The 25647-nt window shown below is 66.0% G+C and carries 38 protein-coding genes and 1 pseudogene; 32 read left to right on the top strand and 7 right to left on the bottom strand.

The annotated features are described in order from the left end of the window. Positions 1 to 45: 45 nt before the first annotated feature. Positions 46 to 603 (bottom strand): PadR family transcriptional regulator, encoded by a 558-nt coding sequence (locus ACIRPT_RS02840; protein WP_403821191.1) that lies wholly within the window; start codon positions 601 to 603, stop codon positions 46 to 48. A 333-nt stretch (positions 604 to 936) separates the two neighbouring features. Between ACIRPT_RS02840 and ACIRPT_RS02835 the strand changes: the two genes are divergently transcribed. After that, positions 937 to 1344, top strand: coding sequence for a DUF779 domain-containing protein (locus ACIRPT_RS02835; protein WP_403821188.1), 408 nt, complete (start codon positions 937 to 939; stop codon positions 1342 to 1344). 195 nt (positions 1345 to 1539) lie between these two features. Here ACIRPT_RS02835 and ACIRPT_RS02830 read toward each other — a convergent pair whose 3' ends face one another. Together ACIRPT_RS02830 and ACIRPT_RS02825 are read right to left on the bottom strand one after the other, a co-directional pair. Next, the gene (locus tag ACIRPT_RS02830; RefSeq protein ID WP_403821768.1) at positions 1540 to 2487 is read right to left on the bottom strand and encodes a hypothetical protein; all 948 of its coding nucleotides are present in this window, start codon (positions 2485 to 2487) and stop codon (positions 1540 to 1542) included. Positions 2488 to 2717: 230 nt separating this feature from the next. Continuing rightward, positions 2718 to 3235: pseudogene (locus tag ACIRPT_RS02825) on the bottom strand (lytic polysaccharide monooxygenase auxiliary activity family 9 protein). Between the two features lie 333 nt (positions 3236 to 3568). Between ACIRPT_RS02825 and ACIRPT_RS02820 the strand changes: the two are divergent. The 5 genes from ACIRPT_RS02820 to ACIRPT_RS02800 all read left to right on the top strand — a co-directional run bounded on the left by ACIRPT_RS02820 (position 3569) and on the right by ACIRPT_RS02800 (position 7102). Beyond that, complete coding sequence (locus ACIRPT_RS02820) at positions 3569 to 5143, top strand: APC family permease (RefSeq protein ID WP_403821185.1); 1575 nt, start codon at positions 3569 to 3571, stop codon at positions 5141 to 5143. 322 nt (positions 5144 to 5465) lie between these two features. Continuing rightward, entirely contained in the window at positions 5466 to 5879 is a 414-nt protein-coding gene (locus tag ACIRPT_RS02815) for a hypothetical protein (RefSeq protein WP_403821765.1), read from the top strand. A 442-nt stretch (positions 5880 to 6321) separates the two neighbouring features. Continuing rightward, the gene (locus ACIRPT_RS02810) at positions 6322 to 6474 is read left to right on the top strand and encodes a hypothetical protein (RefSeq protein WP_403498454.1); all 153 of its coding nucleotides are present in this window, start codon (positions 6322 to 6324) and stop codon (positions 6472 to 6474) included. Beyond that, positions 6471 to 6701: a hypothetical protein gene (locus tag ACIRPT_RS02805; protein WP_403498452.1), complete on the top strand. Its 231-nt coding sequence runs from the start codon at positions 6471 to 6473 to the stop codon at positions 6699 to 6701. The genes ACIRPT_RS02810 and ACIRPT_RS02805 overlap by 4 nt, the downstream gene beginning before the upstream one ends. Next, positions 6662 to 7102 carry an endonuclease VII domain-containing protein gene (locus ACIRPT_RS02800; protein WP_403821180.1) on the top strand — a complete coding sequence of 147 codons (441 nt, stop codon included), beginning with the start codon at positions 6662 to 6664 and terminating at the stop codon, positions 7100 to 7102. The genes ACIRPT_RS02805 and ACIRPT_RS02800 overlap by 40 nt, the downstream gene beginning before the upstream one ends. Here the strand turns inward: ACIRPT_RS02800 and ACIRPT_RS02795 are convergent, their stop codons facing one another. After that, positions 7103 to 7381, bottom strand: a complete 279-nt coding sequence (locus tag ACIRPT_RS02795; protein WP_403821177.1) for a hypothetical protein — start codon at positions 7379 to 7381, stop codon at positions 7103 to 7105. Between ACIRPT_RS02795 and ACIRPT_RS02790 the strand changes: the two genes are divergently transcribed. The 19 genes from ACIRPT_RS02790 to ACIRPT_RS02700 all read left to right on the top strand — a co-directional run bounded on the left by ACIRPT_RS02790 (position 7380) and on the right by ACIRPT_RS02700 (position 17634). Beyond that, positions 7380 to 8174 carry a hypothetical protein gene (locus ACIRPT_RS02790; RefSeq protein ID WP_403821174.1) on the top strand — a complete coding sequence of 265 codons (795 nt, stop codon included), beginning with the start codon at positions 7380 to 7382 and terminating at the stop codon, positions 8172 to 8174. The genes ACIRPT_RS02795 and ACIRPT_RS02790 overlap by 2 nt on opposite strands. Continuing rightward, positions 8171 to 8812 (top strand): hypothetical protein, encoded by a 642-nt coding sequence (locus ACIRPT_RS02785; protein WP_403821171.1) that lies wholly within the window; start codon positions 8171 to 8173, stop codon positions 8810 to 8812. Before ACIRPT_RS02790 ends, ACIRPT_RS02785 begins: the two co-directional genes overlap by 4 nt. A 214-nt stretch (positions 8813 to 9026) precedes the next feature. After that, complete coding sequence (locus ACIRPT_RS02780; RefSeq protein ID WP_403498442.1) at positions 9027 to 9194, top strand: hypothetical protein; 168 nt, start codon at positions 9027 to 9029, stop codon at positions 9192 to 9194. Positions 9195 to 9296: 102 nt separating this feature from the next. After that, a complete protein-coding gene (locus ACIRPT_RS02775) occupies positions 9297 to 10103 on the top strand; it encodes a bifunctional DNA primase/polymerase (protein ID WP_403821167.1) in 807 nt (268 codons plus the stop codon). After that, the gene (locus ACIRPT_RS02770; protein ID WP_403821164.1) at positions 10100 to 10351 is read left to right on the top strand and encodes a hypothetical protein; all 252 of its coding nucleotides are present in this window, start codon (positions 10100 to 10102) and stop codon (positions 10349 to 10351) included. The genes ACIRPT_RS02775 and ACIRPT_RS02770 overlap by 4 nt, the downstream gene beginning before the upstream one ends. 14 nt (positions 10352 to 10365) lie before the next feature. After that, positions 10366 to 10632 carry a hypothetical protein gene (locus ACIRPT_RS02765; RefSeq protein WP_403821161.1) on the top strand — a complete coding sequence of 89 codons (267 nt, stop codon included), beginning with the start codon at positions 10366 to 10368 and terminating at the stop codon, positions 10630 to 10632. Continuing rightward, positions 10629 to 11675: a hypothetical protein gene (locus tag ACIRPT_RS02760; RefSeq protein ID WP_403821158.1), complete on the top strand. Its 1047-nt coding sequence runs from the start codon at positions 10629 to 10631 to the stop codon at positions 11673 to 11675. The genes ACIRPT_RS02765 and ACIRPT_RS02760 overlap by 4 nt, the downstream gene beginning before the upstream one ends. Beyond that, positions 11672 to 11908 (top strand): DUF3310 domain-containing protein, encoded by a 237-nt coding sequence (locus ACIRPT_RS02755; protein ID WP_403821155.1) that lies wholly within the window; start codon positions 11672 to 11674, stop codon positions 11906 to 11908. Before ACIRPT_RS02760 ends, ACIRPT_RS02755 begins: the two co-directional genes overlap by 4 nt. Continuing rightward, a complete protein-coding gene (locus tag ACIRPT_RS02750; protein WP_403821152.1) occupies positions 11905 to 12111 on the top strand; it encodes a hypothetical protein in 207 nt (68 codons plus the stop codon). Before ACIRPT_RS02755 ends, ACIRPT_RS02750 begins: the two co-directional genes overlap by 4 nt. Before the next feature lie 208 nt (positions 12112 to 12319). Then, positions 12320 to 12514, top strand: a complete 195-nt coding sequence (locus tag ACIRPT_RS02745; RefSeq protein ID WP_403821149.1) for a hypothetical protein — start codon at positions 12320 to 12322, stop codon at positions 12512 to 12514. Then, positions 12511 to 13269, top strand: coding sequence for a WhiB family transcriptional regulator (locus ACIRPT_RS02740; RefSeq protein WP_403821146.1), 759 nt, complete (start codon positions 12511 to 12513; stop codon positions 13267 to 13269). The genes ACIRPT_RS02745 and ACIRPT_RS02740 overlap by 4 nt, the downstream gene beginning before the upstream one ends. Then, complete coding sequence (locus ACIRPT_RS02735) at positions 13266 to 13496, top strand: hypothetical protein (protein ID WP_403821143.1); 231 nt, start codon at positions 13266 to 13268, stop codon at positions 13494 to 13496. Before ACIRPT_RS02740 ends, ACIRPT_RS02735 begins: the two co-directional genes overlap by 4 nt. 5 nt (positions 13497 to 13501) lie before the next feature. Next, positions 13502 to 13735 carry a hypothetical protein gene (locus ACIRPT_RS02730; protein ID WP_403821140.1) on the top strand — a complete coding sequence of 78 codons (234 nt, stop codon included), beginning with the start codon at positions 13502 to 13504 and terminating at the stop codon, positions 13733 to 13735. After that, complete coding sequence (locus ACIRPT_RS02725) at positions 13732 to 13941, top strand: hypothetical protein (RefSeq protein ID WP_403821137.1); 210 nt, start codon at positions 13732 to 13734, stop codon at positions 13939 to 13941. Before ACIRPT_RS02730 ends, ACIRPT_RS02725 begins: the two co-directional genes overlap by 4 nt. After that, on the top strand, positions 13934 to 14128 hold the full coding sequence (locus tag ACIRPT_RS02720; protein ID WP_403821134.1) for a hypothetical protein: 195 nt from the start codon (positions 13934 to 13936) through the stop codon (positions 14126 to 14128). The genes ACIRPT_RS02725 and ACIRPT_RS02720 overlap by 8 nt, the downstream gene beginning before the upstream one ends. Before the next feature lie 10 nt (positions 14129 to 14138). After that, positions 14139 to 15362 carry an AAA family ATPase gene (locus ACIRPT_RS02715; RefSeq protein ID WP_403821131.1) on the top strand — a complete coding sequence of 408 codons (1224 nt, stop codon included), beginning with the start codon at positions 14139 to 14141 and terminating at the stop codon, positions 15360 to 15362. Between the two features lie 177 nt (positions 15363 to 15539). Continuing rightward, the gene (locus ACIRPT_RS02710) at positions 15540 to 16232 is read left to right on the top strand and encodes a hypothetical protein (RefSeq protein ID WP_403821128.1); all 693 of its coding nucleotides are present in this window, start codon (positions 15540 to 15542) and stop codon (positions 16230 to 16232) included. Positions 16233 to 16675: 443 nt separating this feature from the next. Continuing rightward, on the top strand, positions 16676 to 17017 hold the full coding sequence (locus ACIRPT_RS02705; RefSeq protein ID WP_403821125.1) for a hypothetical protein: 342 nt from the start codon (positions 16676 to 16678) through the stop codon (positions 17015 to 17017). Then, positions 17014 to 17634: a hypothetical protein gene (locus tag ACIRPT_RS02700; RefSeq protein ID WP_403821122.1), complete on the top strand. Its 621-nt coding sequence runs from the start codon at positions 17014 to 17016 to the stop codon at positions 17632 to 17634. Before ACIRPT_RS02705 ends, ACIRPT_RS02700 begins: the two co-directional genes overlap by 4 nt. A gap of 105 nt (positions 17635 to 17739) precedes the next feature. On the opposite strand, the gene ACIRPT_RS02695 is transcribed toward ACIRPT_RS02700, so the two are convergent. Then, on the bottom strand, positions 17740 to 18285 hold the full coding sequence (locus ACIRPT_RS02695) for a GNAT family N-acetyltransferase (RefSeq protein WP_403821119.1): 546 nt from the start codon (positions 18283 to 18285) through the stop codon (positions 17740 to 17742). An 81-nt stretch (positions 18286 to 18366) separates the two neighbouring features. Here ACIRPT_RS02695 and ACIRPT_RS02690 point away from each other — a divergent pair, with 81 nt between their 5' ends. Further along, complete coding sequence (locus ACIRPT_RS02690; protein ID WP_403821116.1) at positions 18367 to 18669, top strand: HNH endonuclease; 303 nt, start codon at positions 18367 to 18369, stop codon at positions 18667 to 18669. Between the two features lie 193 nt (positions 18670 to 18862). Here the strand turns inward: ACIRPT_RS02690 and ACIRPT_RS02685 are convergent, their stop codons facing one another. Beyond that, positions 18863 to 19171 carry a hypothetical protein gene (locus ACIRPT_RS02685; protein ID WP_403821113.1) on the bottom strand — a complete coding sequence of 103 codons (309 nt, stop codon included), beginning with the start codon at positions 19169 to 19171 and terminating at the stop codon, positions 18863 to 18865. 540 nt (positions 19172 to 19711) lie between these two features. On the opposite strand from ACIRPT_RS02685, the gene ACIRPT_RS02680 reads away from it, so the two are divergent. The 4 genes from ACIRPT_RS02680 (at position 19712) to ACIRPT_RS02665 (ending at position 22257) form a co-directional block, all read left to right on the top strand. After that, positions 19712 to 20200, top strand: coding sequence for a hypothetical protein (locus tag ACIRPT_RS02680; protein WP_403821110.1), 489 nt, complete (start codon positions 19712 to 19714; stop codon positions 20198 to 20200). 183 nt (positions 20201 to 20383) lie between these two features. Then, positions 20384 to 20926 carry a hypothetical protein gene (locus ACIRPT_RS02675; RefSeq protein ID WP_403821107.1) on the top strand — a complete coding sequence of 181 codons (543 nt, stop codon included), beginning with the start codon at positions 20384 to 20386 and terminating at the stop codon, positions 20924 to 20926. Between the two features lie 77 nt (positions 20927 to 21003). Further along, entirely contained in the window at positions 21004 to 21753 is a 750-nt protein-coding gene (locus tag ACIRPT_RS02670; RefSeq protein WP_403821104.1) for a hypothetical protein, read from the top strand. A 9-nt stretch (positions 21754 to 21762) separates the two neighbouring features. Continuing rightward, positions 21763 to 22257, top strand: a complete 495-nt coding sequence (locus tag ACIRPT_RS02665; RefSeq protein ID WP_403821101.1) for a hypothetical protein — start codon at positions 21763 to 21765, stop codon at positions 22255 to 22257. Between the two features lie 168 nt (positions 22258 to 22425). Here ACIRPT_RS02665 and ACIRPT_RS02660 read toward each other — a convergent pair whose 3' ends face one another. Further along, entirely contained in the window at positions 22426 to 22710 is a 285-nt protein-coding gene (locus tag ACIRPT_RS02660; protein ID WP_403821098.1) for a hypothetical protein, read from the bottom strand. A 433-nt stretch (positions 22711 to 23143) separates the two neighbouring features. On the opposite strand from ACIRPT_RS02660, the gene ACIRPT_RS02655 reads away from it, so the two are divergent. Together ACIRPT_RS02655 and ACIRPT_RS02650 are read left to right on the top strand one after the other, a co-directional pair. Beyond that, positions 23144 to 23914, top strand: coding sequence for a hypothetical protein (locus tag ACIRPT_RS02655; RefSeq protein ID WP_403821095.1), 771 nt, complete (start codon positions 23144 to 23146; stop codon positions 23912 to 23914). Between the two features lie 215 nt (positions 23915 to 24129). After that, positions 24130 to 25638: a terminase gene (locus tag ACIRPT_RS02650; protein ID WP_403821092.1), complete on the top strand. Its 1509-nt coding sequence runs from the start codon at positions 24130 to 24132 to the stop codon at positions 25636 to 25638. Positions 25639 to 25647: the final 9 nt, after the last annotated feature.

The raw sequence follows: 25647 nt of genomic DNA, 5'->3' as shown, positions 1-25647 counted from the left end.
TCGTCGGGGCGGTCGGGCCGGGCGGGTGGTGCGGGGGCGCCGGTTTCAGCGCCCGGGACCGAGCCGGTGGAGGGTGGTGAGTACGTCGTCGAGCCAGGCGATCGTCATTCGCTCGTAGGCGATTCCGCCGCGCAGCACCACGTGTTGCAGCTCGCGCCCGGCGTCGGGCGTTGCGGGCGCATCGGGACCGGTGAAGTCGCGCCGCTCCCCCGCGAGGTAGTGCGCGAGCCGGTCGGTGTGCGCCTGGTGGTGCCGCTCGACCTCCTGGATCAGTGCGGCCGGGTCGTCGAAGGCCGCTCCGCGGATCTTCACGGCGAGGTCGTGCCGGATGCTCTCGGGTTCGATCGGCTCGTGCAGCCACTGGGACAGGGCGGCATGGCCGAGGGCGGCGACGGAGTACTCCTTCTTGTCCGGCCGGGCCTGCTGCGGCACCTCGTGGACGTCGATCCAGCCGTCGCTCTCCATGCGCTTGAGGACGCGGTAGATCTGCTGATGGCTGGCGGTCCAGAAGTATCCGATGGACCGCTCGAACCGCCGGGACAGCTCATAGCCGGAGCCCGGCTTCTCCAGCAGGGAGACGAGGATCGCGTGTTCGAGCGCCATACCTCGAATCCTTCTATGCAACTCGTTGCATAGACAAGCCGCACGGCCCGGGTGAGACACGGCTCACCCGGGCGGGCGGGGCGCCCGGCGGGACGCGGCGGGGGCGTTCGGCGCTGCGTGCAACCATCGTGCAACCTGGCAACGGGTTGACTGACGCACCGCCGCCATACGGTCTCGGTGACCGCGATCCGGACCGGTTCCGGACCGGTGCACCGCCGTCACGGGCCGCGGCATGCGTTCGTTTTGGCTGGTCAGGAGGGGTTGGCGGATGTGCCACGACGGGATGCAGGAACTGCCGGTCGACCGGTCGGCGACGACGCCGAGGGGGTGCTGATGGCCGAGGAGCTGACGGCCGGGACGGCAGAGGAGGCGGCGCGGATCGGGCTCACCGCGGCGGCCGTGGAGCTGCTGCGGCTGCTGCGCGCTCAGCACGGGCCGCTGATGTTCCACCAGTCCGGCGGCTGCTGCGACGGCAGTGCCCCCATGTGCTACCCGGCCGGGGAGTTCCGTACCGGTGCGTCGGATGTGCTGCTGGCGCGGCTGGCCGTGGAGGGCGTGCCGGAGCGGGTGGGGTTCTGGATGTCGGCGGACCAGTTCGCGCGCTGGCGGCATACCCATCTGACCGTGGACGTCGTCCCGGGGCGGGGCAGCGGTTTCTCGCTGGAGGCGCCGGAGGGCGTCCGCTTTCTGATCCGGTCGCGGCTGTTCACCGAGGAGGAGCGGGCCATGCTCGGGGAGTGAGGGCGGCCGACGTGGTGAGGCCCCGCGCACGGGGGAGAACGCGGGACCTCACCAGTAAAAACGGGCGGGAGCCGGCGGAGGTTCCCGGACCGGAGGCTTTTCTTACGGATTCGATACGGCCGCGGGACGACTGCGGCTACCGACCGGCTACCGCGACCCCTGCCCCTGCCCCTGCCCTACGGGATTCCGGACGGCTCACGCCTCGTCCTGCACCAGCCGCTCCAGCATGTCCTGGAAGTCCACGTCCACGACCACCCGCAGCCCGTCGCCGTGCGGCTCGCTCAGCGGGGTCAGCACGCCCCGGCGCCACCAGAACACCTTGGGGCTGATGGCGCCCGCCGCGTCCTCGTGCCCGGCCGCCGCGAACTGCGCCATGGCCTGGAGGGCGGGGATGACCTGAGCGTCCTGGATGGGGTGGAAGGCCAGCTGGTGACGGAAGGGCATCGCGACCAGCGCACCGTCCGGGGTGAGCTCCGTGCCCAGGAGCCGCTCCACCAGCTCGTCGAGCACCAGCACCCGGCTCGCGGTGAAGAACGAGTCGCCGAGCAGCACCTCGAACGCCGACCCGTCGCCGCGGCGCACCGTCTCGTGCCCCTCCACCGGCAGCGCGCGCAGGTTGTTCATCGCCCGGATCCGCAGCTCGGCCACGTCTCCGAGATCGGCCAGCGAGTCCTCGCTCAGCGTCTGCACCGCCTCGGGCAGATCGAGGGCCAGCACCTCCCGCAGCCCTGGGGCGTGCTCGCGGCCGTACCGGAAGGAGTCCGAGGCGGGCAGCGTCTCCTGGGCCACGATGCGGGGGTAGAGGCAGGCCCGGATCTCCGCCTCGGAGAGGATCTCCAGCGGCTGGGGACCGTCCATGGTGCGCAGGACCTTGCCGACGTGGTCGCGGATCAGCGCGGGCCAGCTGCGCTCACCGCGCCGGTCGCGGTGGCAGACGGCGGCGAGGTTGCCGAGACCGAACTGACGGCCTGCGGAGTCGGTGACCACCCCTGCGTACGCGGTGACTTCCAGGCCCAGTTCGGCGAAGGCCTGCCGCACCTGCGATCTGAAGAAGCCGCCCTCGCGCTCGGAGAAGAAGGTGAACTCGGCATCGCGTGCGAGGTCGCGGGAATCCCGTTTCGGTCCTCGGCGGAACAGTCCCATCTCTTCCTCCCGGCAGCGGCCACGAACGACGGCCATGATGGGGCCGATCGTAACGGGTGCGTCTGCCGCACCGGGCATGCTCCTCCTGCTGGGAGACGGTACGGACGTGGCACGGAGGCGGTACGGGCGCCGCATGCGCCCGCGTACGCCTGTGGCGGGTCCCCTCCCGCCGCCCCGGCGGCCGTACGCGGGCCGGGGCGGCGGGACTTCGGGCCTGCGCCGCTCGGACGCTAGCCGCCGATGTTGACGTCGATGCAGGCGTAGAAGGCGTTCGCGGTATCGGCGATGTTCCAGACCGCGAGGATCTTCTGCTTGCCGGTGATGCCGCCGAAGTTCACGGTGTGGGTGACCGTCGCCGGCGGCTGCGCACCGCGTCGTTGAATTCGGCGACCTTCTGCCCGCCGACGAAGTACTGCCAAGTGCTGGTGGAGTGACGCGCCGTCAGCTTCCAGGTGAAGGTCTGGGAGCTGCCGACCGGGGTGACCTGCCACCCCTTGGAGTCGTCGTCGAGATCGGCGAACTGGCTGTTGCCGCCGCTGCAACTGGTCAGCCCCTTGGGGCCTTCGACACTCTGCGGCTCCCATTTGATCGGGCCGCATTCGATGGTGCCGGCGGCGCATTGCGCCTGCCTGCTGGGCGGAGTGGACACATAGCCGTGCGCACTGGCCGGCGCGGCCGGCATGGTGACGACGAGGAACGGAGCGATTGCGGCGCCGATGGCGAGGGCCAGCCTTCTCTTCCGATTCATGTCAACTGTCAACCCTTTCGCGCTCGTTGAGTGGGGGGTGTGAGGGGGATGACGCGAGGGTGCTCCAATTGGTCTAGACTTTACTCTCTGACCGCGTACGGTCAAGAGTCCGGGCGGGGCCGCGCCGACCGCCGCCGCGGATCGCCCCGCGCCCCGCGCGCGCCTTCGTCGCTGCACGCCCCTCGCTCGGCCCGTCACCGCCCTCCCGCGACTCCCCCGCCGAAGCCACTCCTGTTGAAAGCCCCTTGCGAAGGGAGGAGAATTTCGGGTTGACGCGCCGCTCGTTCCGACGTGCCCCTTGTTCTGCGAGTTGTTCTGCGAGCGGAGGAGGCCATGACGTCGTCTGCTGCCCCGCCCCCTGCGGGCCCCTCCGGCGGAGCGCCCTCGGCCGGTACGGACAAGGGCCTCAAAGGCGGCGCACTGGGACTGTTCGCCAGCACCGTGATCGGTCTGGCGTCCACCGCCCCCGCCTACAGCCTGGCCGCCACCCTCGGCGTCATCGTCGGTATCGTCGGTATCCAGTCGCCGATCATCATCGTCCTGGCCTTCCTCCCCATGCTCTTGATCGCCTACGGCTACAAGGGGCTCAACCAGGTCGACCCGGACTGCGGCACGACGTTCACCTGGGCCTCACGGGCGTTCGGGCCGCACACCGGCTGGCTGGGCGGCTGGGGCATCGTCGCCGCGGACATCATCGTCATGGCGAATCTGGCGCAGATCGCCGGCCAGTACGGGTTCGAGCTGGTCGGCGCCGCGGGGCTGGCGAAGAGCACGCTGTGGACCATGGTGGCCGGGGTGGTGTGGATCGCCCTGATGACGTGGATCTGCTACATAGGCATCGAGGTCTCGGCCAACCTGCAGAAGGTCCTGCTGACCGTCGAGGTGGCGATGCTGCTGGTGCTCGCGGTGACGGCGCTGGTGAAGGTCTACTCGGGCACGGCGCCCGGCTCGTCGCTGCACATCGCCTGGTCGTGGTTCGACCCCACACAGATCAGGTCCCTGGACGCCTTCACCACGGGCATCCTCACCACCGTGTTCATCTACTGGGGCTGGGACAGCTGCGTATCGGTCAACGAGGAGACCGCGGACCGTACCCGCACCCCGGGACGCGCCGCGGTCGCCTCCACGGTCATCCTGCTCTGCGTCTATCTCCTGGTCACCACGTCGGCGCAGAGCTTCGCCGGTGTGAAGACGACCGGCATCGGGCTGGCCAATCCGGAGAATTCCTCGGATGTGCTGTCCCACCTCGGCAACGAGATCTTCGGCAGCGGCGCCGGCGGCCAGGCCCTGACCAAGCTGCTGATCCTGATGGTGCTGACCTCCGCCGCGGCGTCCACCCAGACGACCATCCTGCCCACGGCCCGCACCACGCTCTCGATGGCCACGTTCAAGGCCCTGCCCGCGAACTTCGCCCGCATCCACCCCCGCTTCCTGACCCCGACGTGGTCCACCGTCGGCATGGGCCTGGCCTCCATCGTCTTCTTCGTGCTGCTGTCGCGGGTGAGCGAGAACCTACTGGCGGACTCCATCGGATCGGTCGGCCTGATGATTGCCTTCTACTACGGGCTCACCGGCTTCGCCTGCGTCTGGTACTTCCGCAAGGTGCTCCTGAGCAGCCCTCGCACCCTGTGGACCAAGGGGATCATGCCGGGCCTGGGCGGCGTGATGCTGCTGTACTTCTTCGTCTACGCCTGTGTCGTCTACGCCGCCCCGGACTACGGCAGCACCTCGTGGACCCTGCCGTTCCCGCCGCACTGGCAGCTGGGTGGCGTCTTCGTCACGGGCCTCGGCGGGCTGATCCTCGGCGCCGTGCTGATGCTGATATACCGCGTACTCAGCCCCGCATTCTTCCGTAAGGAAATCATTGCGGTCTCGGCCCAGGAGAAGGACGAGGAAAAGCGAAGCTGACATCCGGCAACGCGGCGGCCGGGGCCGCCCTTTCGCCGGCGACGCATTCATGTACGGCCGGTCCACGGCCCGTTATCGGCCCCGTCGGCCGGAAAGCCTCTCCGGCCGTTCCCCACCCGGTCGTTTGACCGCGTACGGAGTGGCGCGGCGCGGCCCGGGAATTCCTTCCATCTCCCGCCTGACCTCGCACAATGCCCTCTCGGATGCTGACCCGTAGACGACGTGTCAGTCTGGTTCATGAGGCCGCGCGTCGGCTGGCCCGGACCGCGGCGACTTTCGCGCAAAGGAGCCCGACATGGCCACTCACGCCGGGGAGACCCCCATGGGCAACGCCCCCCGCACCGCCGAAAGTAGTACCGCCGCGGCGGGATGGACGCTCTTCGCCGCGGTGGTGATGATATTCGGCGGCATCATGGCGATTTTCGAGGGAATCTCCGCCATCGCCACGGACAAGGTATTCATCAGCACCTCGCATTACGTCTTCCAGTTCAACCTCACCGCGTGGGGCTGGATTCATCTCATCCTCGGCATCGTCGTCGCCATCGCCGGCGTCGCGCTGTTCACCGGCGCCACCTGGGCACGCGTCGTCGGCGTGGTCGTGGCGGGCCTGAGCATGGTCCTCAACTTCATCTGGCTGCCCTACTTCCCCCTGTGGGCCATCGTCGTGATCGCGCTCGACGCGTTCGTCATCTGGGCGCTGTGCACTTCCTCGCAGCCGCTCGTGGAGGAGGGCTGAGGCCCTCACACGGCGTGCGGATGCGGCGCCGCGGGTGACCGTGCGGCACCGCGTCCGCACGCCTGTCGCGGGCGGCGGCTTCTTCCTGGAAGGCCGCGCGATGTCGTGGAAGACCGCGCGATGTCGCGCTGCGGCCCACTGAATGCGCCCCGAATGTTCTCTGGAGATTCCCCGCGTCCCGGGAACGGGAGGAAGGCGCCGTGCGCGGCGCCGGAGCGGCCCGATTCGGACGATCCCCCGCATCTCTCCGCAGCTGATTCCTGACCTGCGCCTTCTGCGCTAAAGGCCCGCTGGCCTGCGAAAACGCATCCCGGCGGGTCTCGTCGCATCCCGGTTCATCCTCGAAAAATGTGCACGATATGTGCACGATGCCCCCCCCACTGACACCCCCGTCACACACACCGTGACGGGGGTTCTTCATGCCCTGGAAAGGGTGATCGCGATGACGCTGCCCCACTGGGACACCCAGGAACTCAAGATCGTCATGCAGGCCAAGCGGACCCTCACCGAAGAGGAAGTGGCCCGCCGAGCCGCCGAACACCACGCGGAAGACCTCCCCGCCCGAGAGCGCTACGAGGCGCTCGCAGGCAGATGAGCACCCGAACGAAATGGTCGATCGTCTGGGCGGGCTGGGTGGCCTACTTCGTCGCCGCCGAGGTGGCCGCGATCCGCACCGCCGAGTACGACGCCCCGCTGACCGCACACATGCGATACGCCCTGGGCGCGAAGAGACACCCGCTCATCCGCACCGCAGGGCAAGCCGCACTCCTCGGCGGCGTCGTATGGCTCGTCGACCACCTCTACCGAGGGATCGAGCCGTGAAGCCCTGCAAAGACTGCCCTGCCGAAACGGGCAAGAAGCACCGCCCGGCCCCTCACCCCGGCCCACGCTGCGCCACCCATTGGCGAGCCGAACAGAAACGCCGCAAGGAAGCCGCACACGCCTCACACGTAGCCAATGTCTACGGGCTCGGCCACCGCGACTACGACCGCCTCAAAGAACTCCAGGGCGGCGTCTGCGCCATCTGCCAAAGAGCCACAGGGGCCACCAGGAGATTGAGCGTCGACCATGACCATCAGACCGGAGCTGTTCGAGGACTGCTCTGCCGACCCTGCAACAACATGCTCGGACACGGCAGAGACTCCAAAGACTTTTTCGCCAGGGCAGTCGCCTACCTCATCGCACCCCCGGCGCGCAGGCTCACACCGCAAGCCGACGAGTAACTACAAATTCACCGTGCTTGCCGTGGCCGCAGTGCTTGCGTTCTTCATTCTCTGCGGCACGGTGATGGACCTCGTGAACGGAACGACACCATGAGCAGCTACCGCGAAGGTCAGTTGGCTGAGCAGCGCCATCAATTCCTTGACCTGGATCCCGACATTCACGCCAAGTGGCGCAGGCGGGAAGTCCTCGCCCAGGTTCTCGAAGAGTGCGGCTACCCCGCCGGCGACATCAAGGCCATGGCCACTGTGATAGCCGACGCCTACGAACGGTTCGGGCATGGATGAAGCCAACGAATGGCTCATGGCAAGCACGGACAAGCCCGCTCGGCGGTCGGCCCCAGCAATGGAGGGGCTGGCCGCCGAAATCGCAGGCAGGGTTAAGGAACTCTTCTACGCCTACGACAACCGGGAGAGCGCCGACAACCGGTCCGCGCAGGCCCATCTCGGCCCATCCGAGATCGGCACCCCATGTGACCGGCGAATAGCCATGTCACTGATGCAGGTGCCTCCCGTCAACCCCGGCGGCGACGGGTGGGCGGCCTTCGTCGGGACCTGCATCCACGCCGGCCTCGCCGACATGTTCCGGTGGGCCGACCACGGCACCGGCCGCTACGCCACCGAGATGCCCCTGACCCTGCCCTCCGCGACCGTGCCCAAAGGGACCGGGGATCTCCTGGACAGGACGATGCTCCTGTTCGCCGACCACAAATGCATGGGGAACTCGTCCCTCAGCAAGCTCAGGCTCGACGGCCCCTCCAACACGTACCGCGTCCAGGTCCACACCTACGCGTATGCCGCCATCAGCGACGGCGAGCACGTAGAGCACGTCGCCATCGTCGCGTGGCCGCGCGAGGCCAGCTCACTCAAGGGCCTGCACGTCTGGACCGAGCCGTACGACAAGTCGATTGCCCTGGCCGCTCTGGCCAGAGCCGACGACATCGCTGCCCGAGCACACCACCTCGGCCGTGACGGCAACCCACGCCGATTCGACGCGTTCACCACGGCCGACGACTGCCGGTTCTGCCCCTTCAAAACGAACACCGCCAAAGGCTGCAAAGGACACACCCAATGACGTACCCGACCCCCGGCCCCACGCCCGACCCGTCCGACTGGCTCATGGGAGGCGGCACCAAGTCCGCGTCCTTCAACGGCCCGCCCCCCATCACCTGGTCCGGCGCCATCACCACCGAACCGGTACTCGTCCAGAAGCGGGACTTCGACACGAACGAGCCGCTGTTCTGGCCGGACGGCAGACCCAAGCAGATGCTCCAGGTCAACATCCAGACCGAGGAGCGAGACCCGCAGGACCCAGAAGACGAAGGCGTACGCGCCCTGTACCTGGAATACCGCAAGGCGAACGCCGTGCGGGACGCCGTACGGGCGGCCGGGACCCGAAAGCTCGAAGTGGGCGGAGTCCTCGCGCTCACGTACACGGGCGACGACCTGGCCGCGAAGAAGGGCCGGGGCATGCCGCCGAAGAACTACAGCGCCAGCTACACCGCGCCAGACCCGCTCGCCCAGACCGCTCCGGGCGACATCGGCGCATGGGCAGCCGCGGCCCCCGCAGCCCCCGCACCGCAGCCGCCAGCCCCCGCAGCGGCAGGCATAGACCCGCGCCTGAAGAGCTTCCTTGAGTCCCGGGGAATCCAGACCGCGAACCTGGACCAGGCCACGGCCGAGATGATCGCCAAGAGCCTCCCCCAGCAGTAGAGGGGGCACCGGGAAGCCGCTTGATCGTGTTCGGGGCGGCGGGGCGCACAGAAGGCGGGTTACGTGCGCGCACCGAGGGAGGGGGGAGGGGTCGCCCGGCGAGTGGTGCCGCCGGGATCCCCCCTCCCTCGCATTCGGACTTTCCCTTTCACACCACAGGAGTCCCGTTATGCCGGGAAAGAAGCCTTGCCATCACTGCGGGCAACTCGCAGAGATGACCGAAGCCGAGTACAGGGCCGACCGGGCCGACGCCTACCGCGAGGCCAACGGCCTCATACGGTCCGTTGTCGGCGAGATCGGCGACGACGAAAACGCGGCCGTGACCATCCTCGCCGTCGCCGAATTCCTCTGCGGCGACAACGTCAACCAGGGAGGTTCGTGATGCCTCTCAACGAGTGGCTGGCCGTGGCCCTGTCCATCGCCGCAGTCGTCGCCTACGGGTCCATCACCTTGCACCTTGTCCGCACGCGGAACCGGACCCGGGATGAGCAACCTCGTCGGTGACGCGCTCCACTGCGCGCAACGCGGCTGGTACATCTTCCCCCTACCGCCCGGCGAGAAGTTCGACAAGCGGCTCCGCTGGTCCCAAGCAGCCACCAACGACATCACGCAGATAGCCCGTTGGTGGGCGGCACGCCCCGCATCGAACATCGGCCTCGCGTGCAAACCGTCCGGGCTCCTGGTCGTCGACTGCGACCTGAAGGAGGACGGCGACGGGTGGGACCAGTACACGCAACTGGCGTCCCGCTATGCCGGCCACGACTGGTGGAAGGCGTTCGAGACGTACACCGTGCGAACCGGTGGCGGTGGCGCCCACCTCTACTACTGGTGGCCCCCGCACATGCAGGCGTCGCAGGGCAGCATCTCCACCCACGTCGACATCCGATCCAACGGCGGCCAGCGAGGCGGCTACGTCCTCGCCGCAGGTTCCGGAACAGACAAAGGCCGCTACGAAGTAGAGAACCCCGTACCTATCATCGACGCGCCCCCGTGGCTGGTCGAACTCGTACGGGAGAAACCCCCTCCGCCACGCCCCCCGAGGCCGCCAGTGAGGCCACCCGGGGAAGCGGCCTGGCATGGGCTGGTGACAACCGTCAGCACGGCATCCGAAGGAAACCGCAATAACGCGCTGCTGTGGGCAGCGCGGTCAATGGTCTCTGACGGCGCCCCCGAATCCACCGTCTTGGACGTGCTGCTATCCCCAGCCACAGCGAGCGGCCTAGGGGAAAGGGAAGTGCGTCAAACGATCCGGTCCGCATGCCGGTTGCAGCAGCTGAAAGAGGGACCATGACCACTCCCACGCCCGACGCCGAAGCATTCATCGTCGCAGCCCGCGAAATGGCCGCGCCGCTGGCGCAACTCGAAGAGATCGAGAAGCGAATCGCCGGATACCAGGCCGTCATTGATGAGTACACCGAACTCATCAAGCTCGAACAAGCGAACCTCGCCTCGGCGAGGGGGGCCGTCGAAGAAAAGGCGCGTGTCGTCGCCGAACGACTGCCCGCCGACAGCAAGACAACAACCGCACGTCCCAACTGAACAGGGAGCCACACGTGAGCAAGTGGGATGACTTCGTCTCCGAAGTGGAACGCGAGACCTTCAACCGTGGCCCGGAGTGCACGGTGAAGGTCTTCGTTGACGGCCTGGACTCCGACGCCCGCACCGCGGTCGTGAACGTCATGAGCAACTCGAAGCTGACCAGCTCCGGCATCTACCGGGCCCTCCGCGCACGGGTCGGCGACATCGCACCCAGCGCCCACACCATCAATCGGCACCGCCGGGGCGACTGCAAGTGCGGCATCGACCGGGGGCCGGCATGAACGACTGGGACCGCCTTGCGGAAGACGCGGATGCCTCCAACGAACTCGTCCGCGTCAAAGCCGAACGAGACAGGCTCGCGAGGCAGTTGCACGAGACGAAGCACAAGCACGCCGACTACCTGGCAGCCGTCGAGGCGGCCGTCCAGGACGCCGTAGGCCGTATCCAGATCGCGCCCGTAGCAACGCAGAAACGTTCCGCCAACGAACCCGCGGAAGAGGAGTACGCCGTTGCGCTGCTCTCCGATCTTCAAACCGGAAAGCTCACACCGGACTACAACTCCACGGTCGCGCGTGAGCGTGTCATGCGATACGCACAGAAAATCGTGGGTCTTGCCGAAACACAGCGCCTCCATCACCCTGTCCGCCACTGCGTCATACCAATGCTTGGTGACATGGTTGAAGGCGTCGATATCTTCCCGGGGCAACAGTGGCTCATAGACAGCACGCTCTATGACCAACTCTTCAACACAACGCCCGCCCTACTCGCGGACTTTGTGCGGTACCTGCTTGCGCACTTCGAGACAGTCACTGTCTACGCGGTGGACGGCAACCACGGGCGAATAGGCCGCCGGGGCCAGTTCGGGCCGATGGACAACGCGGACCGCATGCTCTACCGAATTCTCGCGATGCTGCTCCGCGACGAACCCCGGTTCCAGCTCCACATGGCCGACCCGCAGGGCGAACGCAACTGGTACCAGGTCATGCAACTCGGCAACTACACGGCCATGTTGATCCACGGCGACCAGATCCGCGGACACTCGGGATTCCCCTGGTACGGCCTCGGCAAGAAGGTGAACGGATGGGGATCGGGCGGGATCCCGGAAAAGTTCCGGGACGTATTCATGGGGCACTACCACCAGTTGGCGCGTATTCCCCTGAATCAGAGATCTGTCTGGGTGAACGGGTCGACGGAGAGCACGAACACCTACGCCTCCGAATCGCTCGCCGCACAATCGGAACCTTCACAGTGGTTGCTGTTCGTGGATCCGAATGCAGGGCGGGTTACAGCATCGTACGGCGTTGACCTCAAAGAGGAATCATGAGCGACCACAGCCCCCGCCCCACCGTGGGAGCCCACGAGCAGGGACCCGCCCACTACATGACAGACATGGGCCTCCAGCCCTGGGACGTCATTGACGCATTCGGCCTGGACTTCTACCTCGGCAACGTCATCAAGTACGTGCTCCGCGCAGGAAAAAAGGGCCCCGCACTCGATGACCTCCGGAAAGCCCAGCACTACATCCAGAAGGCCATCGAGAAAGAACACGAACAATGAACGACAACACCCGGTGCTACCTCGTCACCAAGAACGGCGTCACCGTCTTCCCCATGCAGGCGCTGAACCGGATGGTCCACCTGTTCCAGACCTACCGGCCCGGCCCCTGGTACATGCTCGACGAGCAGTTCACGCTGCTCGCCAATCGCGACCAAAACGCGAAGCAGACCCCCCTCGCCGATGAAGGCGACCCCCGCCAGTGACGCGATGAACGGCGAGACACCCGAAGAAGAGGGGGTCTGCCCCCACTGCGGGCGCCTCGTACCCCTCACCCCGAAACTCCGCCTCATCGCCAGCCACCAGACCTACATGTGGCACGAGGGCAAACCCGACTTCATCCCCGCCAAACCTGGCCTCTGCCCAGGGTTCCGGCACTCCCCCGCACCGCCCCCAAACGAGTAAGGCCCCGCCATGCCCGAACCCGACTACGACCACGTAAACGCAGACCTCTTCGTATGGGCTGAAGACGGCCTCGTCGTCATGAGCGTCGGACAAGCAGACGCCGAGGACGAGGCCACCACCTTCGTGCTCCACGCGGCCGACGCCTACCACCTCGCGCAGACCATCACCGTGGCCGCCATGAAAGCGGAGGAGCTGCTGAAGTGACACTGTGCCGCAACGGCCTCCACCTCATGGCCGAAGACAACACCATCCACCGGGCCGACGGGTCCAAGTCATGCCGCGAATGCCGCCGGGCCCGCGACAACTACCGGCGCAGGTCCCCCTACGACACCCGCATATCCAAGGTGGAGAGCGCAGAGTTCGAAGCCGGCCGCTGGGTAGCGGAGGCAGCCTGCCGTGACGAGAAGGACAAGAACCTGTTCTTCGACGCCGCGCAGTGGCACAAAGCCGCCCGGATCTGCGGGGGCTGCCCCGTCAAGCAGCTCTGCCTCGACACCTACATCGAGGAACCGTACGGCTACTTCGGCGGGGCGACGCCCGACCAGCGGAAACGTATCGGCAGGGCACGCAAGCACGGCAGCCCCGACCCGAACATCCAGCCGCCCCGCACGCCCAGGCCCGCCGTGGCCGACAAGAAGAAGGTCGACCGGGTCAGCTCAGAGACCCGGCAAGAAGTGGTCGACATGTACTCGGCCGGCATGAGCCTGCGGACCATCGAGCGTGACCTCGGGGTGCCCCGCACCACCGTGCGCCGCATCGCCAAGGACGCCGGGATCGAGCGGACCCCGGAGGAGCGCCGAGCCATGCAACTCGCGAACCCACGGGGCCGCTCCCACATGACGCGCATCATCCTCAAGCTCCTCGACGAGGGCTACACGTCGCAGGAAGTCGCCCACGACGCCGGATGCCACATCAACAGCGTCTACCGCGTCAAGCGTGAAATCTGGGGGAAAGAGTGATCGTTCCCGGCCCCAACCTGGACGACGTCGAAGCGTTCAAGGTCGCCGTCAGCAACAGCCGCACACAACGGATCGAATCGGTCTGGGTCAGCGTCGACAGCAAAACCGGTTTCCTCACCCACGAATCCATAGGCCGCTTCATGCAGTTCGCGGCCCGCCTCTACGCCACCGGGTGGGACCTCCACGAATTCGAAGTCGCCGACGTGGAACACCGCACAAGGAAGTGAACCGCATGTTCCTGACCACCTTCAACGCCAAGCCGCTCGGCTTCAGCAAGTCCCAGACCGCCAGCCAGCAAGTCGCCGAACGCTACGTCGCCGAAGACGGCGCGTTCTGGACCGACACCGGCAAGCTCATGGTTCCCATCGACGGACGCATCCGCTTCACCGGCTGGGAAGTCGTCCCCCTGCACCGCATCGAGACCGCCCTCGCCCGCATCGCCCGCATTGAGGGGGCCGCGGCATGAACGACGACCACGCCATAGCCGCCGAGGCCCTCGAAGCGACCCTCAAACACAGCGAACTCGTCTCCACGATGCTGGCAAGCCACGACACCGCCGTGGACCTGCTCACCAGCATCGTCATGGAACAGTCCAAGGCCATCGGCGACCTCCGCGCCCGGATACGACACCTGGAGCAGTGGCACCAGAGCACCGGAGGCGGCCATGGGTGACTACGGGCCCGGCTACTCGCCCCTCAGCAAGGTCAGCGTCCGCCGCTGGTACAAGGCATACGACCCCAACGGCAAATTCAAGGAATGCGTCCAGCTCGACAGCGAAGCCGTCAAACGGTACGAGGCCAAGGGCTGGACCTTCCAAAAGACCACCTCCGGGGAAGCCCACCTGTGGGTAGAAAAGTGAAAGGACACGCGTGGACATCGACGAACTGTTGGCCACCGTTCCCCTCGACGAACACGCCGAAGAGGTCGTCTACCGAATAGCCCAGGACACCGAAACGCAACAGGTGCTGGACCTCGCCCGGTACGAAAAAGTCCGGCACCTCGCCCGCCGCAAAGGCCAAGAACAAGCCGAGCAAGCCGAAAAGCAAGAACAGCGGTGGGGCAGCACCAGACTCAGCGACATCGGCGACCGCCCCACCTACTGGCTATGGCGCCACCGCATCCCCATGGGTGAAATCAGCCTCGTCGCCGGCCGCGGTGGAATCGGTAAATCCCTAGTTCTCTGCACCATGACCGCGTGGATAACCACCGGCACCATGAAAGGAGAATTCTACGGGCACCCCAGGGACGTCATCTTCGTCGCCAACGAAGACTCCTACGAAAAGACCGTGGTGCCCCGCATGCGAGTCGCCGGGGCAGACCTTGACCGCGTCCACCGCGTCGACATCGAAATGCCCGATGGCGCAAATGGGCGGCTCGTCCTGCCGATCGACTGTGCGCGCCTCGGGGAAATCGTCAAGGCCACCGACAGCGTCGCCGTATTCCTGGACCCGCTGTCGTCCAACATGATGGACAAGGACCGGAACAGCCCAGAGGTCCGGGCATCGTACGAGCGTCTGCGTCTGTTCGCCGACCGGTTCAACGTGGCCGTTGTCGGCAACGCGCACACCCGCAAGGGCGGCGGCGCGGACCTTCTTGAGGCCATCATGGGCAGCTCCGAAATCGGCAATGTCGCCAGGGCCGCGCTCGGCGTCATGCGGGATCCGGATGCCGAGACGCCCACCGTCATCCTGTCGCAGTGCAAAAACAACTACGGGCCGGGTGACCTGGAGTCGTACACATACGAGATCCGCGAAGAGGTGTATTGGGATCCTCATTCGCAGTGGTCCATTGCCGCGCCCAAGATCGTGTGGGGTGACCCCACCGATCGGAACGTGAACGACATCTTCGCGGAGGGCGTGCAGACGGTTTCGCACTCCGATGTGGCCGACTGCTGCGAGTGGCTGCGGTCGTATCTGGAGATGTCGCCGGGTGCTCCTCGCGCCCAGGTGATTCGGGAAGCGGCCAAAGAGGGTTACAAGGAGCACACGATTAAGCGCGCTGCGAAGCGGCTGAAGATCGTGTCTCGAATGTCCGGTTATCCCCGTTCCTCCTGTTGGAGCTTGCCGGAACAACGTGTTCCAACTGAGGAATAGCCCAGTCGGAACACAGTCGGGGCAGGGCCAGGGCTGTTCCAACTTGTTCCAACTGGAGAGGCCCCTAGAGAAATAACAGTAAGTAATTAATTTCTCTAGTTGGTACTGGTTGGAACATCCCCCCTGCCGCCCCCACTGTGTTCCAACTGAGGAAAAGTTATACGGAGCGTGATGGCCGTGGCCGACCACCTCAGAAACACCGACATCAAGATCGCCAAATGCCCCCGCTGCGACACCTACGTCTGGGCGTGCCAATCCGACGGATTCAAAGTCATGGCAGACATCGCCCCAATAACCACCCTGGACGGCTACGTAAGCGCCCTACAGACCGGACGCGGGGTCTACGACCGAAAAGAGCTCTCCGGACGCCCCTGGCGACTTTCCAGGCGCTCCAGATCCTCACCACCCTGGACGGAGGGGCGCAACGACATCCACGCCGACCACGCCTGCGCGGCAGGCATCAACGCACAAACGGTCGAGCTGGTCCCCGTCACCCCTCCACAAGCCCCTGTGACGCATGGCAGGCCCAAGGCTGGACCCCGCCAGCCAACTGCCCTCGCCAAACCGCCACAGGGGCGCAAGACGAACACCAACCGACGTCCTGCCGACACTGCGAACCCCCGCCCTTCTGAACCCGAGCGCCTCACCTGCGACGCCTGCGGCCGGCGCATCACCCCAGGGCAACCCCACACCGCAATCACCCACGGCAGCACCGTCCACTGGGCGCGCCACGAATCATGCGGAAACGCCGAGAGCGTCCTCATCAGAAACGCGGAATGGCAAACGCTGGTCCAGCTCTCCCGCAAAGGCATCCCCGCCTGGAACCGCACCATCGAAAACCTAGAACTGCCGGAAATGAACGATGACTAGAGACGCCATCGAGTGGCTCGAACAAAGGCCGCTCATATTCCCGCCCCATACCGACCTGACCGTACGCCCCATGCTCGAACTCGTCCAAGACCACGAAGCGGCGCGATGTGGATCCTGGATCGTGGGCCCAGGCATCGGTTTCAACGAGTGCCTCGTCTGCGGCGACAATCCCATCGTGGTAGGTGACTGATGGACACCAGACGTAAAAGCGTGGGCGCACACAACGGCAATGTTCACATCAGCGTAGAGACGCAGTGGATGACGCCCCGCGACGCCACCCAATTCGCAATGGATCTCTTGCACAACATCGACAGAGCGCAAATGCAGCGGGCCATCATCGCCGGAGAAGACCCAACAATCGCGGAACCGGATTACGTCACTCTGGCCTGTCGACACTGTGACCACAGCTGGGAATCAGCCGTGAAGCCCGGCAACTCCACCAAATGCCCAAACTGCAAGAGAATGAAGAGGAGGTCCAGCCGCCCATGAGATACACAACCAAGGTCACCGTGTTCAAAGGCAAGACCTTCGGGAAATGGGTCTGGGCTTGCAACGTGGAATCCTGCCACGCGCCCGATAGTGAGAGGTCGGGAAGAGCTAGCGACCACTGGGAGATAGCGTTCCTGGACGCCAGCACCCACGCTCGGGACTTCCACACGCCGCACGAGCGCCCAGTGGTACGCGACATGCCCACACCGCCCAACGGCCAGGCGCACGTATCTTTCGCCGACGACGACACCATCGTGATACCGGTGCAACGTCTGCCGTTCGGGTTCACGGTATGAAGGACGACGTCGCGGAGCTGGCTCGCGTCATAGACGTTCTGGTAAAAGGTTGGGCGGAGCGGATCGAGTATCGCATCGTTGTCGGTGATGCGACGGAGAAGAGGGCGGAGAGCCGATGGCATCCGCCCCTTCTCATAGAACTCCGGTGCGCCGCTTCTCGTGATGTCTTCACCACCGGCAAAGGCGGCGGTGGCAGCGGCGGCAAACCAGGCTCCCGCCCTCCTGGATCGCTGATCTTCCTCGACCTCATACGCGAGATACGAGCGGTGGCACGTAAGGCGCGTGCCGACTGGAACGCGGCAGCTACCGGCGCTGGCCTGCCCGTCGCTTACGAACTGCGCAGCCTCGTCGGCCTGGCCCAGTCGATGCCGGAGTCCGACGTTCGTGATGTGACATGGACGCTGAAGCGGCTGACCAAGACTGCACGAATCCAATTGGGCTACGAGATACCATCCCGGACCCTCGCCGAAACCGTTTGTGGTGCATGCGGCGGCGTGCTCAAAGTGGCGGACGACGCAAGCTCAGATGTGTGGTGCAGCGGCACTTCCGAGACGCCACCTTGCGGGCAGGTGTATCCAAAAGAAGAGTGGGTGTCGATGCTGTTTGACGCCGCATGATTTACGGGTACAATCCTTTTGATTGCGGGAGAAGTGTGTCTACATCCCCTACCTATACGGAAGGCCCTGGTCCATACGGACTGGGGCCTTTTTGTTTGGGGCCAGCTAGGCCGCATCTTTCGAAGACCACACGCCGAACCACTGCTCGGCGCCGTACTCCTCGAACCGCTCCACCTCGGTGAAACCCAGTTTCGCCGCGAGGCGCATCGCGCGGTCGTTGGCGGTCTGGGTGCAGAGCACCACCGGCTCGCCGGGAAGCGCGTCGGCGAACCAGCCGAGTGCCGCTGCGCACGCCTCGGCGGCGTACCCGCGTCCCCACGCCTCCGGCAGGAACAGGTAGCCGAGCGCGGCCTCGCCGGCTTCCGGGCGGACGTGCCCCGGATGCTCTGCGCCGCGCGGATCGAGCGTGATCATGCCGATCATCGCTCCGTCGAGGTCGATCACGAACAGGCCAGGGCGCCGCCCGGGTAACTCAGGCACAGCGCGTTCCAGTTCATCGCGTGGTCGAGCGCCACCGATGTAGGTGCCCACCTCCGGCGAGGCGAACAGGTCGATGAACGCCGCACGGTCCCGGGCCTCGGATTCGCGGAGCACGAGCCGTTCGGTTCTTATCGGGGCAGGTGGCCAGGTGACGGGTCCGAGTTCAGTCATGGCGGGCAACCTATCGCACGCCCGTGAGAGTGCTCCGAAAGAGACTGCACAGCAGCAGGAGTACGTAGAAGGTGGTGATGCGTGATCAACGATGATGATGCTGCACTCAACTGCCGACGCGGTAGATCAGGCAGACCACTGACCAGACTCAAGGCACTCGTCCGCAGCGAAGGAACTCATGTGTGCTGGTTGTGTGGCCAAGGCATAGAGATGTCGTTGCCTATCAACCATCCGTACGCATGGACTATCGACCACGTGACACCACTCAGCCTGGGCGGAGACCCGCTGGACCTTAACAACATCCGCGAGGCGCACCGCACATGCAACAGCGCACGCGGCAACCGTGCTCCAGGTCCTCCGCCGAGGAACTCCCGGCGGTGGTAAGGAATCTCTTCGCGCGGTGTAAGGGATCCCTTCACGTCGCACGTTGGGGAGTCTCACGTCGACGGATAGGGGGGTGGGGGGTCGCGCTCATATGAGGACCCCCGGAAGACCCCGCCCTCGAAACCTTTTCTCTCTCTGGAGAAAAAGCTGATCGATCACGGGGCCACGCCTGAGGCGCTCATGTGTGGGCAGCCTACGGGTTCCGGTAATTGATGAGGTCATTGTCAGCGATGGCTGCTTTAGAGCAAGTAACACCTGCATTGGGGTTGTGGGCCTTCAACTGGGCAAGGCACAGGCCGGTGTAGAGCGCGGCTGCGGGGAGATGAGGGTTGCGGATGAGCCCGCCGCTGGTCCCGTCCCGCATCGGGTGCTGGTTGACGGCTCCGGGGCGATGGGGGTTGCGGATAAGTCCCCCGCTGGTCCCGTCCCGCATCGGGTGCTGGTTGACGGCGGTGTGGTCGTGGCAGTGGTTGTTGTGGCAGTGGTGCACCCGGGTCGTCACCTGGTGCGTCGCGGGTGCTTGTGGGGCGGCAGTGGCACCTCCGATGGCCAAGGCAGAGAGCGCGGCGCCGAAAACGACACCTGCTCTGATAAGGCGTTTTCGCATTGTGTTCGCTCCTCTCAGCACCTCCACCTCTTTGTGACCCACGTCACAAAAATCAGCTTACGTCGTGTAACAGCAGCAGCACAGACCCATCAGCTGTCCGCAATTTGGGAGGCCGTGTATGACTCGCATCCCCATACTTCAGCCGGAGCAGCGTTGGGAATGCCCGAACTGCGAGCTGACCCAAGTCACGCATGAAGCGCGCGCCCACACGCGTTTCCATGCCTGCCGGGGACTTAAAGGACTCACCGCTCCCATGGTTCCGGCGGGTACGCGCTGCAAGGTTGAGGCGCACGAGCGCGAGGACTACGTAGGCAGCGAAATCGTGACGACGGACGGCGATGGCCGTCCTGTGATGGCGGTGGAAACCACTCGGGACGACGGCACGGATTTGGCTGTGTTCGCGCCCTGTGCAACTTCGAAAGGATCGGTAGCGTAATGGCTTGGACAGACAGCCGGGCTTTCGGCCAGTTCCTCTACTCCCCGCTGTGCCAGGGCACGACGACGCCGGCCACGGGTTACACGGGTCTCGACACGGACACGGTGAAGGCGGCGTTGTTCAACAACTCCGTCACTCCGGACCGCAACGCGGCCGTCGGATCGACCGGCTTCAACACCGGCACGTGGACGACTGGCAACGAGGTTACGGACGCGACGAACTGGGTGTCGGGTGGCCGTGCCATCGCGTCGGGGGCGTTCTCCAGCATCACGAACGGCGTGATGTTCGATGCCAACGACTTGGCTGGTGGGGGCACCGTGACCATCACGAACGCGTACGGCTGCTTCGTGTACGACGACACCATTTCGGGTGGGACGGTCGCTGACCAGGGCGTTTGCTTCAACTACTTCGGTGGGGCGCAGTCGGTCACGTCGGGCACGTTCACCATCGTGTGGAACGCCTCGGGGCTCTTCCAGATCACCGGCTAAAGGGTCATCTCAATTGGTGAGGGCAACAGATAAGGGTGCATGCGATGCAGCTGAAGGCCGCGACGGACCGGCCGAAGCGCAACCAAACCACCTCTTCGGGGAATATCCTGACACGACCTCTTCTCGCGAAGATGCTGTCGCCGCGCATCCGTGGCGGCAGAGTCACCGCACGGAGGAGTCGCCATGAAGAAGATCAAACGGCTGGCTATCGCCACCGCCGCAACCGCTACCCTGGCGGCGTCCGTCCTGGTCGCCCCCGCGACCGCGTCGGCCGTCGGCGGGTGGCACGCCCAGTTCGGCACCTACTGCACGCCCTGGGAGGACGTCTACGGCCGCGGCGGGTACACCTTCACCGATTTCCGCACCTGCGTCGACGTTCGCGAAGGCGCCGACAGGCAGTATGTACGGGTCGAGACTGATAAGACCACGTACTATTGGGGCGGTGCCTGGTACAGCGCCGCCCCCGTGTACCAGGCCGACATCGAAGCCACCACCAAGTTCACCGCCCTGTACGAGTCCGGCTACAGCGGCGAAGGCACGAACCACTGGGTCCAGACGTCCCGCAGCGGCCACAACTACACGGACGCTTTCACTTTGGACCGCTGCGGCGCCCACCGCCTTGACGTGACCTATCAGCAGCGGGGCCCCTATTACAGGGACGATGACTCCATGATCGACGTCAACCGCTCCTACGACGACTTCGTCATCCCCTGCACCCACGACTAGACATGTGTTGGCCCCGCACACGATGGCGTGTGCGGGGCCAACACGTATCCAAATGAGATGACCTCTAAGGGGTCGGCATGGCGATTGTCGATGCGGGCGGCGGCCCGGCAACCATCAAGGTGACCGGGTCGACGACTCCACAGGCAACCGCCTCGTTCACCCCTCCAGATGGCGTCCTGTTGGTCGCGCTCTGCTGCGGCGGATTCGGCACCTCGGCAGCGCCCGTGATCACGGTCACGGACTCATCCGACGCCAACGCAACCAACTGGACGAAGCTCAGCATCTCGGACACCGCCACCAGCGGTAAGGGCACCGCAGTGGTGGCATGGCGCTACTTCGCGGTCTCCCCGGGCAGCATCACGGTTCGATGCGCCTACACGAACTTGACCGGCAGCAAGTACATCGACGTTGTCCAGCTGACCGGTGTCCGTCCTGGGCAGATCACGGGCGCTACGGCTACCGCCACGTTCAACACGTCCACGTCGAGTGGCGCCTCGGACTTCAGCACCGCCATCACTCCCCGCACGGTCGGAAGCTGCGTACTGGGCGTCACGAACATGAGTTGGCTGTCCGTTGCGCCGACTATCGGTGTCCACGACGCCAACACGACCAACCTGGACACCTACAACAATACGACGGACGGAACCAGTCACGCGTCGTTCAAGTACACGAGCAACAACGTGGCCAGTCCGGGCGCGTCGCTCACGCTCGGCCCCACCACCGGTGGGACGGCCAAGGGATCCGGGTCAACGGCCATCGTCGAGTTTCTGCCCTACTACGGGCGCACGATCATCATGCAGGCCGTAGGCCGGGCCGCGAACTGGTAAGGAGACGGCATGGCTGCGCCTTGCTACATCATGTGGAACGGCGACACGTCGGCCCTTACTGCGGCCCCCACCGCAGTCACCACCGGCACGTCGCTGAAGACGATGCTTCAGCTCAAGACCGGATCCAGCAAAGCGCGGCTCATCGAGTGGGGTTACTCGTTCGATGTGGTCCCTACTGCGGTGGTGAAGGTCGAGTTGATCGAGACGGGCACGGTGTTCGCGACGGTGACCAGCATCGGTTCCGGCATCCGTACGTACAACGACAGCAGCGGCTCGGCGTCCCTCGCGGTGGCCGGCACGTCCGCGTCCGGTTTCACGTCGACCGCCGAAGGCACGGTCACCTCGTCGCGTCTCCTGGCGTACCAGCACGAGTGGAACCAGCAGTTCAAGCAGCAGTTCCCCCTCGGGCGCGAACCTGAGATCGGCTCGGGTACTTCGCTGCGGATCAGGGTCACCACCTCGACGGCGGTGAACATGTCCTGCTACCTGATCTGGGAAGAGTGAGCGCGGGGGTGTAGGGGGCTGACCGATGGCGAGGATTGGTCGCGGGCGCCCGGCATCCGCCTACCGCCCCATACACCCGGTCTCACGTGTCGCTCAGGCGACGAACGCCGCTGCTGATGTCGCCCCCTCATCTGCTGTGGCGACCATCGCCACAGCGGCGGCCGGTGCTCAGCCGGGCGTCTCGTCGGCGACGGCTACCGCGTTCAACGCGTCGGTCTCGGTCAAGCCGAACGCCGGGGTGTCCTCGGGTACCGCGACGGCACCAGCCCCTGTGGCGTCATTGGGTGCGCAGCCGGGAGCAGCTACGGCCACCGGCACGGCGTACGCACCGACGCTCACGGAAACGTCCAGCCCACCGGCCGGGAACGCTGCCGCATCGGCGTCGGCTTTCAACGCCTCGGTGTCCATCCGGCCGAACGCCGGGGTGTCCTCGGGCACCGCGTCGGCGTTCACTACTTCCACGGCGCACGGGGCACAGCCGACCGGGGCGGCGGCCACCGGCACGGCGTACCAGCCGCAGGTCTCGGGGAAGCCGAACGCGGGCGTTGCCGCGGGTACGGCTTCGTCGTACGCGCCGACTCCCGCCGTAGGGGCTCAGCCCGGGGTCGCGTCAGCCACAGGGACGGCTTTCCAGCCGACTCTTACGGAGTCCTCGAACGCCCGGCCAACGGCGGCCGCAGCGTCCGCTACGGCCCCGACGCCTACCGCCTCGGTCTCGTCGAGCGCGGCGAACGCTGGCGCCTCGGCTCTGGCCTTCGGGGCAACGGTCTCGGTGAAGCCGACTGCCGGTGTGGCGTTCTCCGGGGCGTTCGGGTGGAGCCCGCGCGCCTCGGCCGGCGCACAGGCAGGTACCGCTTCCTGCACGGCTACCGCGTACGACCCGACGGTGTCCACTGCCGCGGCCGTGAACCCGGACGCCGGGAATGCGCCGGATGGTGCGTCGGCGTACGACGCCACGGTGTCGGTGAAGCCGACGGCGGGCGCGGCGGCAGCCACCAGCTCAGCGTTCGACGCCACGGCGGCGGATGGCGTACAGCCGGGTCCTGCGTCGGCCTCGGGCCCCGCTTACAGCGCCTCAACGGCCATCACGGCTTCTCCCGGCACGGCGGCGGCCACCGGTGCAGCCAACCAGGCGACGGCGGCTGTCGCGGTCAATGCGGGCGTCTCGGCTGCTTCGGCTACGGCGTTCAACGCGACCGTTTCGACGGCCACCGCGACTAACGCCGGTGGTGGTAACGCTGCTGTTAGTGCAGCGGCGCAGGACCCGTCCACCGCGCTGGGCGTACACCCCGGGACCGGTACTAGTTCCGCGATGGCCTATGACGCCACGGTCACTTTCGACGTGGTGGCGGAGGCCGAGCAGATCGCGGCCGGTGCCGCGGCGTTCAACGCCATGGTGTCCATCGACGTGACCGCCGAGTCTGCCTCGGCTGCTGCTGCGGTGCCGGCCCCGAGGGTTTCGGCGTTGGTGGGCGTGGGGGTCGCTTCCGGTGCGGCCTCGGCGGCCGACTGTTTCAGCGCGAAGACGAACGCCCCGGCCGGAGTGGCCCTTGTATCTGCGACAGCTCACGGGGCCGAGGGGTGGGTCTCGGTCCCGCGTGGCGGTTTGAGGATGCGTCCGGGCCGTCTCAAGAGAGGAGAGCTGCCACATGACTGACATGAGCCTGCGTGAGGCCATCGCCTCCGGGGACCAGCGGGTTGCCCTGGAGGCCATTCGGGACCAGCTCGCGGCGAAGTTGGACAGCGGAATGTGCAAGTACTGCGGCGGCCCGAAAGGTGAAGCCTCCGGCATTGCCGCTCTCACCTTGCGCCTCATGAAGGTCATGGAAGCCCTGGAGGCCATCCCGATGGAAGAGGAGGTGTCCGCCCTTGATGAACTCACCGCGAGGCGGGCATCCCGTCGGGCATCAGGAGCCGCGGATTCTGTGGAGTCCCCCGCGCGTAAGCAGCGCCGGCAAGGAGGTCGTAGAACTGGCACGGTCGGCGGGCCTCACGCTTGACCCGTGGCAGCAGCTGGTTCTCAACGAAGCGCTCGGCGAACGGGCCGATGGCACCTGGGCGGCCTCGGAAGTCGGCCTGGTGGTGTCCCGGCAGAACGGCAAGGGATCCATCCTTGAGGCCGTAGAGCTGGCTGACCTGTTTCTCCTCGATGGGGAAATGACGATCCACTCCGCCCACCTGTTCGACACCAGTCTTGAGGCGTTCAACCGCATCATGACGCTGATCGAGCAGACCCCGGACCTTGAGCGGTTCGTTACCCGCGTGGTCCGCTCGCATGGCGAGGAGGGCATCGAGGTCTTCCGGGGGTTCCCCAAGCGGAAGCGGCGCCTGCGGTTCAAGACGCGGACCAAGGGCGGCGGCCGAGGGCTGAGCGGGGACCGGGTGATCGTCGATGAGGCGATGTACTACTCCCCCGAGCAGGACGCGGCGCTGCGCCCGACACTGTCCGCCAGGCCGAACCCGCAGCTCTGGCTGACCGGGTCGGCCGGCACCAAGGAGTCCGTTCAGCTCGGCCGGATCCGGAACGCGGCTTTGGCTGGGACGAACCCTCGACTGTGCTACCTGGAGTGGTCCATTGACGGCTGCACGGACTTCTGTCCGGCGGACTGCCAGGAGCACGACCCCGTGGACTCGGTCGAGTCCTACGGCAAGGCGAACCCGGGGCTCGGGATTCGTATCTCTGCCGAGCACATCGAGGGCGAACGCGCCTCCATGGCCGCAGAAACGTTTCTGTGCGAGCGCCTCGGCGTCGGCGACTGGCCCGTGGAGGGCGAGTCGTGGCGGGTCATCGACGAGGAGTCCTGGCTGGACCGCGTGGACGAGGTCTCGGAGCCGGCAACGCCCCTGGTCTTCGCCGTGGACGTGACCCCGGACCGCCGCTACGCCTGCATAGCGGTCGCCGGCTCCAACGGCGAGGGCATGGTTCACGTCGAGATCACCGGCGACGGCATCAAGCTCGACCACCGGCCCGGCACGCGTTGGGTCGTCCCTCGGGTGCACGAACTCTGGAAGAAGTGGCGCCCTGCCGCTGTCGTTGTCGACAAGGGCAGCCAGGCGGGAATGTTCGTTGATGAGCTTGAGGCCCTGGGCGTCAAAGTCCTCACTCCGACGATGCGTGAATTTGCGCAGGGCTGCGGCGCGTTCTACGGGGCGATCGTGCCTCGCCGTGGAAACACTCCGAGCCTCGTGCACACAAATCAGGTGCCATTGACTACGGCCGTTGCCGGAGCTGAGCGAAGGGAAATGGCCGACCTATGGGCATGGGACAAACGCAATGCTGCGGTGGACATTTCCCCGCTGGTTGCGGTGACGCTGGCAACCTGGGGCCACGCAAAAGTCACGGTGAAGCCGAAGGCGCGCCCACGAATGGCATGGGGATGAAGGGGGTGG

This window comes from Streptomyces sp. NPDC101227, assembly GCF_044767545.1.
In the GTDB taxonomy this organism is placed as follows: domain Bacteria; phylum Actinomycetota; class Actinomycetes; order Streptomycetales; family Streptomycetaceae; genus Streptomyces.
The sequence above is the reverse complement of the archived record's forward strand: the minus strand, read 5'-3'. Positions and strand labels throughout refer to the sequence as shown.